General features: G+C 72.8%; 8 protein-coding genes. 7 read left to right on the forward strand and 1 reads right to left on the reverse strand.

Annotated features, from left to right (window positions below; all coding sequences use genetic code 11):
* The 3 genes from G3I40_RS38320 to G3I40_RS38330 all read left to right on the forward strand — a co-directional run.
* On the forward strand, window positions 1-4,605 hold a 4,605-nt coding region (locus tag G3I40_RS38320; RefSeq protein WP_164559435.1), incomplete at its 5' end, for a non-ribosomal peptide synthetase.
* Window positions 4,602-8,489 (forward strand): non-ribosomal peptide synthetase, encoded by a 3,888-nt coding sequence (locus G3I40_RS38325; protein ID WP_164559436.1) that lies wholly within the window; start codon window positions 4,602-4,604, stop codon window positions 8,487-8,489. The genes G3I40_RS38320 and G3I40_RS38325, both read left to right, overlap by 4 nt.
* Window positions 8,490-8,545: 56 nt before the next feature.
* Entirely contained in the window at window positions 8,546-9,271 is a 726-nt protein-coding gene (locus G3I40_RS38330; protein ID WP_164559437.1) for an alpha/beta fold hydrolase, read from the forward strand.
* 65 nt (window positions 9,272-9,336) lie between these two features.
* Here G3I40_RS38330 and G3I40_RS38335 read toward each other — a convergent pair whose 3' ends face one another.
* Window positions 9,337-10,851: an FAD-dependent monooxygenase gene (locus G3I40_RS38335; protein WP_343245151.1), complete on the reverse strand. Its 1,515-nt coding sequence runs from the start codon at window positions 10,849-10,851 to the stop codon at window positions 9,337-9,339.
* 231 nt (window positions 10,852-11,082) lie between these two features.
* On the opposite strand from G3I40_RS38335, the gene G3I40_RS38340 reads away from it, so the two are divergent.
* The 4 genes from G3I40_RS38340 to G3I40_RS38355 all read left to right on the forward strand — a co-directional run.
* Window positions 11,083-11,352, forward strand: coding sequence for a phosphopantetheine-binding protein (locus G3I40_RS38340; protein ID WP_164559438.1), 270 nt, complete (start codon window positions 11,083-11,085; stop codon window positions 11,350-11,352).
* Window positions 11,349-12,599: a cytochrome P450 gene (locus G3I40_RS38345; RefSeq protein ID WP_164559439.1), complete on the forward strand. Its 1,251-nt coding sequence runs from the start codon at window positions 11,349-11,351 to the stop codon at window positions 12,597-12,599. The genes G3I40_RS38340 and G3I40_RS38345 overlap by 4 nt, the downstream gene beginning before the upstream one ends.
* Entirely contained in the window at window positions 12,596-13,333 is a 738-nt protein-coding gene (locus G3I40_RS38350) for an alpha/beta fold hydrolase (protein ID WP_164559440.1), read from the forward strand. Before G3I40_RS38345 ends, G3I40_RS38350 begins: the two co-directional genes overlap by 4 nt.
* Window positions 13,334-13,386: 53 nt before the next feature.
* A partial coding sequence (locus tag G3I40_RS38355) for a polyketide synthase (protein WP_164559441.1) occupies window positions 13,387-14,626 on the forward strand: 1,240 nt, incomplete at its 3' end.

Genomic DNA, 14,626 nt, shown 5'->3' on the forward strand with positions numbered 1-14,626 from the left:
CGGGCCCCGCTGCCGCCGACGGCCGCCCACGTGCTCGCGCTGGGCGGCGGCATCGGCAGGTTCTGCATGTCGGCGCTGCTGACCCTGCCCGAGGACATCGACCACGCCGGGCTGCTCGCCACGCTGCAGGCCGTCCTCGACCGGCACGACGTGCTGCGCTCCCGGCTCGACCGGGCGCAGCCGGGTCTGGTGATGGAGCCGGCCGGCAGCGTCGACGCCGGCCCGCTGGTGCGCGAAGTCGCCTACGACGACGTCGACGTGCAGGCCGAGCTGGACGCGGCCGCGGACCGGCTCGACCCGGACGCGGGCGTCATGGCGCAGTTCGTCCGGTTCACTTCCGGCACACAGGCGGACCGCCTGCTGATCGTGCTGCACCACCTGGTCGTCGACGGGGTCTCCTGGCGGATCCTGCTGCCGGACCTGGTGTCCGCCTGGCAGCGGATCCGCGACGGCCGCGCCCCCGAACCGGCAGGCACCGGTACCTCGCTGCGGCGGTGGGCGCACGCACTGGCCGACGAGGCGGCCGGCGCGCAGCGGGTCGCGGAACTGCCCGTGTGGCAGGAGATCCTGCGCACGGAGGAACCTCCGCTGGGAGCACGGGAGTTGGACCCTGCCCGCGATGTGGCGGCCACCGTGGACACGGTTCGCGTCCAGGTGCCGACGGACGTCACGCGGACCCTGCTGACCACGGTGCCCGCGGTGTACCGCGGCGGCGTCGACGACGGACTCCTGACCGGCCTCGCCCTGGCCCTCGCCCGCTGGCACCGGACCCGGGACCGGACGGCGCCCGGCACGTCCTCGACGCTGGTACGCCTCGAAGGACACGGCCGGGAGGAGCACCTGGTCCCCGGCGCCGACCTGTCGGGCGCCGTCGGCTGGTTCACCGCGATGTTCCCGGTCCGCCTCGACCTGGCGGGCATCGACCTGGCCGACGCGTTCGCCGGCGGCCCGGCCGCGGGGCGGGCGCTCAAGGCCGTCAAGGAACAGCTGCGGGCGGTGCCGGACAACGGCATGGGCTACGGCCTGCTGCGCCACCTCAACCCCGTGACCGCCGCCGCGCTGGCCCCGGAGCGCGAGCCGCGGATCGGATTCAACTACCTGGGCCGCTCCTCCCGCGCCGACATCCCCGAGGAGCTGCGGGGCCTGGGCTGGGCGCCGGACACCACGCACCGGGACCTGATCGCCGCGCCGGACGCGGACATGCCGGTGCTGTCGGCGCTGGAGATCAACGCGGTGGCCACCGCCACCGGCGGCGGCGACGAACTCACCGCCTACTTCGGGTTCCCGACCGGTGTGCTCACCCGCGCCGAGGTGAGCGAGCTGGCCGGGCTGTGGGTCGAGGCGCTGACCGCCCTCGCCCGGCACGCCACGAGCCCCGGCGCCGGCGGACTGACCCCGAGCGACGCGCCTCTGGTCGAGGTGGGCCAGGACGAGATCGACACCTGGGAGGCCCGGTTCGGCGAGCTCGCCACGGTGTGGCCGGCGACACCGGTGCAGTCCGGGATGCTGTTCCACACGATGCTGGCCGGGTCGTCCTTCGACGCCTACCACATGCAGTTGGTGTTCCATCTGTCCGGCGAGGTCGACCCGGAGCGGATGCGCCGGGCCGCGCAGGCACTCCTCGCGCGCCACGCCGGCCTGCGCGCGGCGTTCGTCGACCGGGCGGACGGCGACGTGGTGCAGGCGGTGCCCCGCACGGCGCCCCTGCCGTGGCAGTACCTCGACCTGACCGCGGCCGCCGAGCCGGAGCGGACCGCGACGTTCGAGCGGTTCCTCACCGAGGACCGGGCCACCCACTTCGACGTGGACACCCCGCCCCTGCTCCGCCTCGCCCTCGCCGTCCTCGAACCCGGCCGCGCCGAACTCGTCCTGACCGCCCACCACGTGCTGCTCGACGGCTGGTCCACGCCCCTGCTGATGCGCGACCTGCTGCTGCTCTACGCATCCGACGGCGACCCGGCAGGGCTGCCCGGGACCCGCGACTTCGGCACGTTCCTGTCCTGGCGCGCCCGGCAGGACGACGCGGAGTCCGCACGGGTGTGGGCCGCCGAACTCGACGGCGTCGAGGAACCGACCCTGCTCGCGCCCGGCTCCGAGGGCCCTGGCGCGGACGGCGTCGACCAGATCGAGGTCGCGCTCCCGCCCGAGGAGGCCCGCGAACTGGCCCGGCACGCCGCCGAGTTGGGCGTCACCGTCAACACCCTGGTGCAGGGCGCCTGGGGCCTGCTGCTGAGCCGGCTCACCGGCCGCACGGACGTGGTGTTCGGCGCGACCGTCTCCGGGCGCCCGCCCGCGGTGCCGGACGTCGACTCCATCGTCGGGATGTTCATCAACACCCTTCCCGTGCGCGTCGCGTACGCGCCCGGCGACACCCTCGCCGAGGTACTCACCCGGCTGCAGGGCAGGCAGGCCGGGCTCATGGAGCACCACTACTACGGGCTCACGCAGATCCAGCAGACCGTCGGCCTGCCGTCCCTCTTCGACACGCTGGTCGTCTTCGAGTCGTACCCGGTCGACAAGGAGGGCCTCAGCGCCGCCACCGAAGCCGCGGACGGGATCACCTTCACCGGTCTGCGCCCCTCCACGGCCACCAACTACCCGCTGACCCTGATGGCGGCGGTCGACCCGCACCTCCAGCTCGTCCTCCAGTACGCGCGAGGGGTCTTCGACCGGGACGCCGTCGAGGTGCTCGCGGCGCGCCTCGTGCGCGTCCTGCGGCAGCTGGCGGCCGGCCCCGGGCAGCGGGCCGCGGCCGTCGACGTCCTGGACCCGGCCGAACGCGACCGAATGCTCGGCCAGTTCAACGACACGGCCGCCCCGACCCCGGACGTCACGGTCGACGGTCTCGTCGAGGCGCAGACGGCCCGGACCCCGGACGAGACCGCGGTGGTCTGCGGGGGCGAGACGCTCACGTACCGCGAGCTGAGCGCCCGAGCGGCCCGGCTGGCGCGCGAGCTGACCGCACGCGGGGTGGGCCCCGAGTCGGTGGTCGCGGTGTCCCTGCCCCGGTCGGCGGACCTGGTGGTCGCCCTGCTCGCGGTCCTCAAGGCGGGCGGCGCGTATCTGCCGGTCGACCCCAAGTACCCCAGCCGGCGCCTCGCGGCCGTCCTCGACGAAGCACGCCCGCACCTCGTCCTGACCGACTCCACGACGGTCGCGGTGCTCCCGGAGCACGACGCCCCCGACGTCCTCCTCGACGCGCTCGACCTGTCCGGCGACGGCGCCGGGCCCGAACGTGCCCGTCACGCGGACCAGTTGGCGTACGTGATGTACACCTCCGGCTCCACGGGCAAACCCAAGGGCGTCGCCATCACCCACGGCTGCGTGGTCAACGGCGTGCTGCGGCTCGCCTCCCGCGTCGCCATGGGACCGGGCAAGCGGCTCCTGGCGGGCACGTCGGTCAACTTCGACGTCTCGGCGTTCGAGATCTTCACGACCCTCGCCACCGGCGGCACCGTCGAAGTGGTCCGGGACGTCCTCGTCCTCGGCGAGAAGGACGGCTGGAGCGGCAGCGTCATCTCCACCGTGCCGTCCGCCTTCGCCGAACTCGTCGACGAGATCGCCGGCCGCACCCGCGTGGAGACCGTCGTCTTCGCCGGCGAGGCCCTGCCCGCCTCACTGGTCGCCAGGACGCGGGCCGCCTTCCCGGGCGTACGGGTCGTCAACGCCTACGGGCAGAGCGAGTCGTTCTACGCCACCGCCTTCACCGTCCCCGACGACCTGCGGGACGGCGCGGGCAGCGCGCCCGTCGGCACCCCGCTCGGCAACATGCGGACCTACGTCCTCGACCCCGGCCTCGCCCCGGTGCCGCCCGGCACTGTCGGCGAGCTGTACGTCGCCGGGAACGTCGGCCGCGGCTACCACGGCCGCGGCGCACTGACCGCCGAGCGCTTCGTCGCCGACCCGTTCGGCCCGCCGGGATCGCGCATGTACCGCACCGGTGACCTGGCCCGCCTCGACAGCGCGGACCGACTGGAGTACGTGGGACGCTCCGACGCACAGGTCAAGGTGCGCGGCTTCCGCGTCGAACCCGGCGAGGTCGAGGCCGTGCTCACCGCGCACCCCCAGGTCGCGCAGGCCGCCGTCCTCGCCCGGGAGGGGCGCGGCGGCGCGACGGGCCGCCAACTGGTCGCCTACGTCGTGCCAGCGGACACCGAAGCAGGCCCGGAGACCAGGGAGTTGCACGGATTCGTCGCGCAGCGGCTGCCGGACTTCATGGTGCCGGCCGCCTTCGTGGTCCTCGACCGACTGCCGCTCGCCCCGAACGGCAAGCTGGACCGGGCCGCGCTGCCCGAGCCCGCGTACACCGGCGCCGCCTACCGGGCGCCCCGCACCCCCCGCGAGAAGACCCTCGCCGAGCTGTTCGCCGAGGTGCTCGGTGCCGACCGGATCGGCATCGACGACGGCTTCTTCGCACTGGGCGGGCACTCCCTGCTCGCCACCCGGCTCATCAGCCGCGCCCGCGCCGAGCTGGGCATCGAGATACCCATCCGCAAGATCTTCGACCTGCCGACGGTGGCCGCGCTCGCTGCGTGGTCGGAGGAATCCGCCGCTCCCCGTCGCCCCAGTCTGCGTCAGATGTTCGGTGAAGGAGTGAAGCAATGATTCCGCTGTCATTCGCACAACGTCGTATGTGGCTGCTGCACCAACTGGAGCGGGGCGCGGCGACCTACAACATCTCGGCGGCGTTCCGGCTGACCGGATCCCTGGACCGGGACGCCCTCGTCGCGGCGATCGGCGACCTGGTCGAGCGGCACGCGATCCTGCGCACCACGTACGCCACGGACGAAAGCGGCGAGCCCCACCCGCAGATCCTGCCGGCGGACCAGGCACCGCCGCAGGTGCACCTGGTCGACGTGGCACCCGGGGACGTGGCAGGAGTGATCGAGGCGGCGGTCGCCCACCGCTTCGACCTGGCGGCCGAACTCCCCTTCAGAGCAAGCCTGTTGCGCTGCTCCCCGCAGGAACACGTACTCGTCCTGGTCGTCCACCACATCGCCTCGGACGGCAGTTCCAGCGCCCCGATGATGGGGGACCTCTTCGCCGCGTACACCGCGCGCAGGGACGGCCGCGCCCCGGCGTGGGAGCCGCTGCCCATCCAGTACAAGGACTACGCGGTGTGGCAGCGCGAAGTGCTCGGCGACATCGCCGATCCGGGCAGCCTCGCCGCGGCGCAGGTCGAGTACTGGCGCAAGGAGCTGTCGGGGGTGCCGCAGCCACTGAACCTGCCGCTGGACCGGCCGCGGCCCGCGGAGGCGAGCTCGGACGGCGACACGGTCGGCATCGAGGTCGCTCCGGAGGTGGTCGCCGGGCTGCAGAAGCTGTCCCAGGAGCGCGGGACCAGCATGTCGATGCTCATGCAGGCCGCGCTGGCCGTGCTGCTGAGCAGGATCGGCGGCGGCGACGACGTGACGATCGGCTCGCCGATCGCCGGCCGGACCGACGAGGCGCTGGCCGACCTGATCGGCTGCTTCGTCAACACCCAGGTGCTGCGCACCGACCTCTCCGGCAACCCGGCGTTCGTCGACCTGCTCGCACAGGTGCGGGACAAGTCCCTCGCCGCCTACGAGCACCAGGACGTGCCGTTCGACGTGGTGGTCGAGACGATCAACCCCGACCGCTCCGCCGCGTACCAGCCGCTGTTCCAGGTGATCTTCGCCTGGCAGAGCTACGAGAAGCCGGACCTCCAACTGCCCGGCCTGGACGTGGCGTTCGAGCAGGCCATCCCGTCGACCGCCATGGTCGACCTGACCTTCTTCATGGCCGTGGACGACACGGGCACCCTGCGGGGCGACCTGCAGTACGCGACCAAGCTGTTCGACCGGGCGTCCGCCGAGGTGATCGTCGCCCGGCTCGTGCGGGTCCTGGAGCAGCTGGCCGCCGACCCCGGGATGCGTGTCGGCGACGTCGACGTGCTGATCGCGGGGGAGCGGGAGCGGCTGCTGGTCGAGGTCAACGAGGCCGGCGGCGACATCCCCGATGCCACGCTGGCCGAGCTGTTCGAGCGGCAGGCGGCGCAGCACGCCGACGCGGTCGCGGTGGTCCACGAAGGCGCCGCGCTCACCTACGGCGAACTCAACGCCCGGGCCAACCGCCTCGCGCGCCACCTCGTCGCCCGCGGAGTGGGCCCCGAGTCCCTGGTCGGGATCTGCCTGGAGCGCTCGGCCGATCTGGTCGTCGCGCTGCTCGCGGTGCTCAAGGCGGGCGGCGCCTACCTGCCGATCGACCCCGACTCCCCGGCCGACCGCATCGCCTACCTCGTCCAGGACGCCGCACCGGTCCTGCTGGTGACCACGAGCACGACCGGCGCCGCCCAGGACCTGGCCGAGGACCTTCCCCAGGTCCACCTCGACCTGGCCGAGGACCTGGACCGGCAGCCGGCCGCCGACCTCACCGACGCCGACCGCCGGGCACCTCTGCGCCCCGGCCACACGGCGTACGTGATCTACACCTCCGGATCGACCGGCCGCCCCAAGGGCGTCCTGATCCCGCACCGCAACGTCGTCGGACTCTTCCGCGCCACCCAGGACTTCGCCTTCGGCGCGGACGACGTGTGGACCCTCTTCCACTCCTACGCCTTCGACTTCTCGGTGTGGGAGCTGTGGGGGCCGCTGCTGCACGGCGGGCGCCTCGTCGTGGTCCCCTTCGACGTCTCCCGCTCCCCGGCCGACTTCCTCCAGCTGCTCGCCCGCGAGCAGGTCACCGTCCTCAACCAGACGCCCTCGGCCTTCTACCAGCTGATCCAGGCCGACGCGCAGAGTCCCGGCAGTGAACTGGCCCTGCGCCACGTCGTGTTCGGCGGCGAGGCCCTCGACCTGAACCGGCTCGCGGACTGGTACGAGCGCCACGCCCCCGACGCGCCGGTGCTGGTGAACATGTACGGCATCACCGAGACCACCGTGCACGTCACCCGCATCGACCTCGACGAGCTGTCCGTGCGCCGGGGCACCGGCGTGATCGGCCGGGCCGTCCCGGGCCTGAGCGCCTACGTCCTGGACACCCACCTCAAGCCGACGCCCCCCGGCGTGACCGGGGAGCTGTACGTGGCGGGCTACGGCCTGGCCCGCGGCTACCACGGCCGCCCGGGCCTGACCGCGGACCGGTTCGTCGCATGCCCCTTCGGCGCGGCGGGCGAGCGGATGTACCGCAGCGGCGACCTCGTCCGCTGGGACGCCGACGGTCAACTGGAGTACGTGGGCCGCGCCGACTCCCAGGTGAAGATCCGCGGATTCCGGATCGAGCTGGGCGAGATCGAGCAGGCGATGGCCGGGCACCCCGGGGTGGCGCAGGCGGTGGTCGTGGTGCGCGAGAACCAGGAGGACGACAAGCGTCTGGTGGGCTATGTGGTGCCCGACCCCGACGCCGGCGCGGTCGACGCCGATGAACTCTCCGCGTACCTGCGCGACAGGCTCCCGGAGTACATGGTGCCCTCCGCGCTGATCCCGCTGCCGCAGATCCCGCTGACCTCGAACGGGAAGCTCGACCGCCGCGCCCTGCCCTCGCAGGACACGCACACCGTGAGCGGCCGCGAGCCGCGCAACGCCTACGAGGAGAAGCTGTGCGCCCTCTTCGGTGAGCTGCTGGGCCTGGAGCAGGTCGGCATCGACGACGGCTTCTTCGCGCTGGGCGGGCACTCGCTCCTGGCCACCCGGCTCAGCGTCCGCATCCGCAAGCAGTTCGACATCGACATCCCCATCAGGACGATCATCAGGTACCCCACGGTGGCCGAGCTGGCCGCGCTGATGCTGGCCGGCGGCGTGCCCGACGACGACGCCGACTCGTTCGCGGTCGTGCTGCCGCTGAACGGCGATCCCGGCACGGGCAAGGAGCCGGTGTGGTTCTTCCACGGCGGGGGCGGCCTCGGCTGGGCGTACTACAGCTTCGTGCTGCACCTGAAGGACCGGGCGGCCTACGCCCTGCAGTCCCGCGGCTCCGACGGCGTGGACACACTGGCCGGCTCCGTCGAGGAGATGATCGACGACTACGTCTCCCAGATGCTGAAGATCCAGCCGGCGGGCCCCTTCCACCTGATCGGCTGGTCCTACGGCGGCACCGTCGTGCAGGCCGTCGCGGACGCGCTCGACCGGCTCGGTCACGAGGTCTCGCTCGTGGCGATCCTGGACGCCCAGCCCGGGGGCCACGGGTTCACGGAGGTGCACGCCGGCAAGGAGTCGTCGGACTACCGGGCAGAGCTCGAGGACGACTTCAGCCAGTACATACGCACCGGCAACCGGCAGGGCTTCCTGGACACCATGTCGAAGGTGCTGGCCAACAACACGTCCTTGATGATGGATTTCGAATCCCCCGTCTACCGCGGCGACGTGGTGTATTTCAACGCCTCGCTGGAGGACCCGTCGTACGCGCACCTGTGGCGGCCCTACGTCCTCGGCAACCTCGAAGTCCACGACGTGCACGCCACGCACCACGAGATGCACATGCCTGCGCCCGTGGCCGAATTCTTCGAGGTCATCAACCACAAGCTGGCGTAGCGACAGCGAGATCGACAGCGGCGGGACAGCCGCACGGATGAGGGGAGTTGGTCGGCGTGACACAGGCCGGCACATTCGCGGAACACGGCGGCCGGAGCACGCTGCTGTGCGTGCCGTTCGCGGGAGCAGGAGCTTCGTTCTTCCACCCGTGGCAGGCGCTGGCCGCCGACCGGTGGCGCGTCGTCCCGGTCGAACTGCCCGGCCGGGAACGGCGCATCATGGAGGAGCCGTACCGCAACGTCGTCGAAGCGGCCAAGGGATCGGTCGACGACGTCGTCGCGGACCTCGGCGAGGGAACGCGCTGCGTGCTGTTCGGACACAGCCTGGGCGCGGTGCTCGCCTACGAGCTGGTGCACCTGCTCAGCACGCGTGACGTGCACGTCGAGCGGCTCGTCGTCAGCGGTTCACCGGGCCCCTGGACCCAGCGCGAGAGGCGGGCCGCCGGGCTCCCGGACGAGGAGTTCCTCGCCAGGGTCGAGGAGTTCGCGGGGTTCCGGCACGAGGCCCTCGACCACCCGGAGATGCGCGAGCTGATCCTGCCCGCGCTGCAGGCCGACTGCGAGATGCACGAGAGCTACGTACCGAGCACCGACACACCCGTATCGGTACCGGTCTGCTCGCTGCGGGGCAGCTCCGACGGCCTGGTCACCGCGGAAGAGGCCCGGCAGTGGCGGGAGGCGACCACGGGGGAGTTCACCTACGTGGAGTTCCCCGGCGATCACATGTACCTGGTCGACAGCGGCCGGCAGGTGCTGGACGTGATCGAGGCGCAAGGGGCCTGACCGGGCCCGCACGACGACGGCGGCCGTCGGGAACCGATCGGTTCCCGACGGCCGCCGTCGCTGTCTCAGCCCCGCCGCACCGGACCGCACCACGTGGTGAGGGCCGTCCGCAGCGCGGAGGTGTCGGGCGCGCCGTCGGCGGCCGCCGCCCACGCGACATGGCCGTCGGGGCGGATGAGGAGCGCGCCGGGAGCGGGGATGTCGCCGAGGGCCGGCACGGGCCAGACGTCGTCCTCGCTGCGCGCCTCGACGAGATCGAGCCGATCGGCCCAGCCCCTGGCGACCGCCGCCACCGCGGCGCTGCCGGACAGGTCGAGCAGCACCGGGCGGCCGGCGTGCAGCAGTTCGTGGACGCGGGTGGCGCCGTCCGGCGTCTTGAGGTCGGCGTCGGGGACCCGGCGGCCCGCCAGCACGTGATCGCCGTCGGCCGGGTAGCGGATGTCCAGGGCGGTCAGCAGGTGCCGCAGGTACCGGTTGACGTCGTCGAACACCATGAGCGCGCCGAACACCTCGCGCAGCGCGTCCGTCTGGGGGCCGGGCCGGACCAGGGCCGACTGCGCCCGGGTGTTGTGCAGCACGCGCTCCGCGACGGGATGACGCTCGGCGTGATAGCTGTCCAGCAGGCTCTCCGGCGCCTGGCCGCGCACCACCGAGGCCAGCTTCCAGCCGAGGTTGACCGCGTCCTGCACGCCCATGTTCAGCCCCTGCCCGCCGGCCGGGAAGTGGATGTGCGCCGCGTCGCCGGCGAGCAGCACCCGGCCGTCCCGGTACCGGGCGGCCTGCCGCGCCGCGTCGTTGAACCGCGAGACCCAGCGCGGACTGTGCATGCCGAAGTCCGTGCCCGCGAGCCTGACCAGCGACGCCCGCAGCTGCTCGAACGTCGGGGGCTCGTCGCGGTCCGGGACCTGGTCGAACTCGGACGTGATCACCCGGTACCAGCCCGGCTCGAACGCGATCGCCGAGAAGTCGCCGCCCGCGCAGCGCCGCACCCAGACGTAGTCCTCGGGCAGATCGGGGAGTTCGACGTCGCCGATCAGCGCGGTCATCGTCGCCTCGGTGCCGGGGAAGTCGATGCCCGCCAGCTTGCGCACCGTGCTGCGTCCGCCGTCGCAGCCCACCAGGTAGCGGGCGCGCAGCGTCGACGGCCCCTGCGCCGTGCCCAGTTCGACCGTCACCCCGGACTCGTCCTGGCGGACCTCCTGCACTTCGCACGACCTGCGCACCCGCACGCCGAGTTCGCCGGCCCGCTCCTCCAGCAGCCGCTCGATGGCGGACTGCAGGATCATCAGCGGGTAGGGGTGCCTGGACTCGGACTCGTCGAAGTCCAGGTAGAGGCCGGAGAAGTGGCCCACCGGCTGCAGTTCGCCGACCGCGAGGAAGCGGTCCAGGATGCCGCGCTGGTCGAGGACCTCCAGGCTGCGGGAGTGCATCCCGCCGGCCCGTGACTCGCCCGTCCGCTCCGCGAGCCGCTCGACCACCACCACGTCGACGCCCGCCAGCCGCAGCTCGCAGGCGAGCATCAGGCCGGTCGGCCCGGCGCCGGCGATCACCACGTCCGCGTCCCTGCGCGTGTGTCCCACGTCGTACCCCCTCGTTCCTGTGCTGTCCCGCCGGCGGGACAGTCCTGCGGATGTTCCGGGGGCGTCAGCATGGGTGCCCGCCACCGCCCGCTCAACCCCACCGGCCGGCGGCTCCCGGGGGGTCGCCAACACGGTGTGAGCGGACGGGAATCCGGGCGACACTCCATTTCGGCCGTGCAGAGAACCCGGCCGTGCAAGGAAACCGGTCGTCGGAGGAAGGAAGAACTGGCGATGAATTCCGAACGGAAAGCCGCGCCTTCGCGCGTGCCGGTGGCGCTGGGGCAGGAGATCGCGCAGCTGTGGAGCGAATACCTCGACGGCCGCGACGTCGGGGTGGCGGACGACTTCTTCGCGCTCGGCGGCAATTCACTGACCGGAATCAAGATCATCGACCGGGTGGCCCAGGACTACGGCGTCCAGCTGTCCGTACGCGACTTCTACCTGGCGCAGACCCCGGCCCGGGTCGCCGAACTGGTCGAGCAGGGCAGGACCGGGACGTGAGGCTGACGCCGGGTCCCGCGCGCGGCATCGACCTCGACAGCGTCGACCTGTTCGACCTGGACCTCTACACGGCGGGCGACCCCCACCCGATCTGGGACGCCATGCGGGCGAAGGCCCCCCTGCACCACCAGGTCCTGCCCGACGGGCGGGAGTTCTGGTCGGTGACCCGCTACGAGGACGTCTGCCGCGTGCTCGGCGACCACCGGGCGTTCACCTCGGAGCGCGGCACCGTGCCCACCCACCTCGGGACGGACGACGTCGCGGCCGGCGTGCTGCTGACGTCCACCGACCCGCCGCGGCACACCGAGGTCCGCAGGCCCATCGGCTCCACGCTCACCGCCCGGGCCGTGAAGTCCTGGGAGGACGCGATCCGGCGGACGGTCGTGCGCTTCCTCGAACCGGCCCTCGACGGAGAGCCCTTCGACCTGGCCGAGCGGGCGCTGCTCCTCCCGGCGCTCGTCACCGGCCCGCTCCTCGGCATCCCGGAGCAGGACTGGGAGCAACTCGTCCAGCTGACCGCGATGGTGACGGCCCCCTCGGACCCGCACTTCCGCCTCGGCAGCGAAGCCGCGACGCTGGCCATCGCCCACCACGAACTCGTCGCCTACGTCACCGAGTGGGTCAAGCGGCGCCGGGCGAGCGGCGGCGACGACCACAGCCTGCTCGACCACCTCATGAGCGTGCGCCCGGGCGGCGCACCACTGACCGACGAGGAGATCGCCCTCGACGGCTACAGCATCCTCCTGGGTGCCAACGTGACGACACCGCACACCGTCTCGGGCACGGTGCACGCGCTCATCGAACGGCCCGAGCAGTTCGAGAAGGCACAGGCCGACCCGACGCTGGTCCCCAACCTCGTCGAGGAAGGGCTGCGCTGGTCGTCGGCCGCCTGCAACTTCATGCGCTACGCCGTCGACGACGTCGACATCGCCGGGGGCACCGTCCCGGCCCGCGGGGCGGTCGTCGCGTGGATCGGATCGGCCAACCGGGACGCGACCCAGTTCTGCGACCCGCACACGTTCGACCTCACCCGCAGCAACGCCAAGCGTCAGGTCGCGTTCGGTTTCGGGCCGCACTTCTGCATCGGCGCGCCACTGGCCCGGCTGACCCTGCGCGTCTTCTTCGAGGAACTGCTCCAGCGCTTCGGATCCATCGAGCCGGCCGGCGAACCGGAGCACCTGCGCTCGTACTTCATCGCCGGGATGACCCACCTCCCCATCGTCGCCCAGAAACGGCGGACGCCATGACATCCGGTTCCCCCACCACCGCCTCGCCGTGGTTCGTCCGGCCGCCGTCCCCCGACCACCGCGCCCGGATGTTCTGCTTCCCCTTCTCCGGGTCCGGGGCATCGGCCTTCAGCGCCTGGCCGGCCGCGCTCGACGACGTCGAGGTCTGCCCGGTGCAGTTCCCCGGCCGGGAGAACCGCCTCGGCCACCCCCACTACGGCACCTACGAGAACCTCGCCGCCGACCTCGTCGAACCGCTGGAGCCGCTGCTCGACCGGCCGTTCGCGCTGTTCGGACACTGTGCCGGCGCGCTGCCCGCGTACGAGACCGCGCTCAGGCTCGCCGCGCTGGGCCTGCCCGGACCGCAGTGCCTGTTCGTGTCGGGGCAGCCCGCCCCGCACGACGCCGCGCGCGACCGGATGCTCGCCATGACCGAGCCCGAACTGCGCGCCGAGGTCGAGGCGTTCCTGCGCGGCCGGGGCATCGAACCGCGGCCGGACGTGGTCGGCCTGGGACTCATGGTGCTGCTGCGCGATCACGCGGCCGCCGGCGCGTACCGGCGCGAGGAGCCGGTCGCGCTGGACTGCCCGATCGTCGTCCTGCACTGGCGGGACGACCCCGACGTGAGCCTGGACGACCTGCAGGGGTGGCGCCGCTACGCGGACGAGGTCACCTTCCGCGCCGTCGACGGCGGCCACTACGACTTCATGGACGCGCCGCACGAGCTGCGCGAGCTGTTGACCGCCTGGCCGTGACGGCCGATGCAGCCCGCACGAGCCGTCCACCGAGGGAACCGGAAGGGATTCGCATGAGTGGCGCAGCCGGCGATGTCGCCGTCATCGGAATGTCGTGCCGCTTCCCCGGCGTGCACGACCTGGGTGAGTTCTGGCAGTTGTTGCTCGACGGGAAGTCGACCGTGGGCACGTTCCCCGCGCAGCGGGCGGCCGACGCGCACACGAACCACATGTCCCACCCGGACGCCGCCACCCTGAACGCGGGATCGTTCTTCGACTCCATCGACGGGTTCGACGCGGACTTCTTCGACACCGGAGCGGCGGAGGCGGCCGCCATGGACCCCGTGCAGCGCCTGGGGCTGGAGCTCGCCTGGGAGGCCGTCGAGGACGCCGGGGTGCCCGCGACCGCGCTCGCGGGCCGCGAGATCGACGTCGTGGTCGGCGCCGCACCCTCCGGGTACGACCTGCTGCGCAAACTGTCCGGGAGCGACCAGGACGACCACCACGCCGCGCTCGGCTCCAGCGGCGCACTGATCGCGAACCGGATCTCGCGCCTGTTCGACGTGCGCGGCATGAGTCTGTGTGCGGACTCGGGCCAGTCCTCCTCCCTCGTCGCGCTGTCGCTGGCCTGCGACCGGATCCGCGCCGGCGCCGTCGACACGGCGCTCGCCGGCGGCGTGCACCTGATCGCCGACCCGGAAGCGGGACTCGGCCTGGCGAACCTGGGCGCCCTGTCGCCCGACGGCCGCTGCTTCGCCTTCGACGAGCGGGCCAGCGGTTTCGCCCGGGGCGAGGGCGGGGCGTTCGTCCTGCTCAAGCGGCTCGACCTGGCCGTCGCCGACGGCGACCACGTCTACGCGGTGGTACGCGGCTGGGGCGTGGGCAGCGGCGGGGCGTCCAGCCGGATGCCGGACCCCAGCCCCGAAGGGCAGGCCGCCGTCGTGCTGAGCGCGCTGGAGCGCGCGGGGGTGCCGTTCGACGCCATCGACTACGTCGAGGCCCACGGCACCGGCACCCGCGTCGGTGACCCGGCCGAGACGGCCGGTCTGCGCGAGGTGTTCCGGCAGAGCGGACGGCGCCGCCCCCTGACGATCGGCTCGGCGAAGACCAACGTCGGACACCTGGAACCGGCCGCGGGCGTCGTCGGCTTCGTGAAGGCCGCGCTCTGCGTGGAGCGCGGTCAGCTGGTCCCCCATCTGAACTTCCGGACCCCTAACCCCGCCATCCCGGACTTCGAGAAGGACTTCGAGGTCCTGCACGCCGCGCGGCCCTGGCCGGGCGCGCCCGGCCGGCCGCGCCGCGCAGGCGTGTCGG

This window comes from Streptomyces sp. SID14478, from assembly GCF_010548525.1.
Classification (GTDB): Bacteria; Actinomycetota; Actinomycetes; order Streptomycetales; family Streptomycetaceae; genus Streptomyces.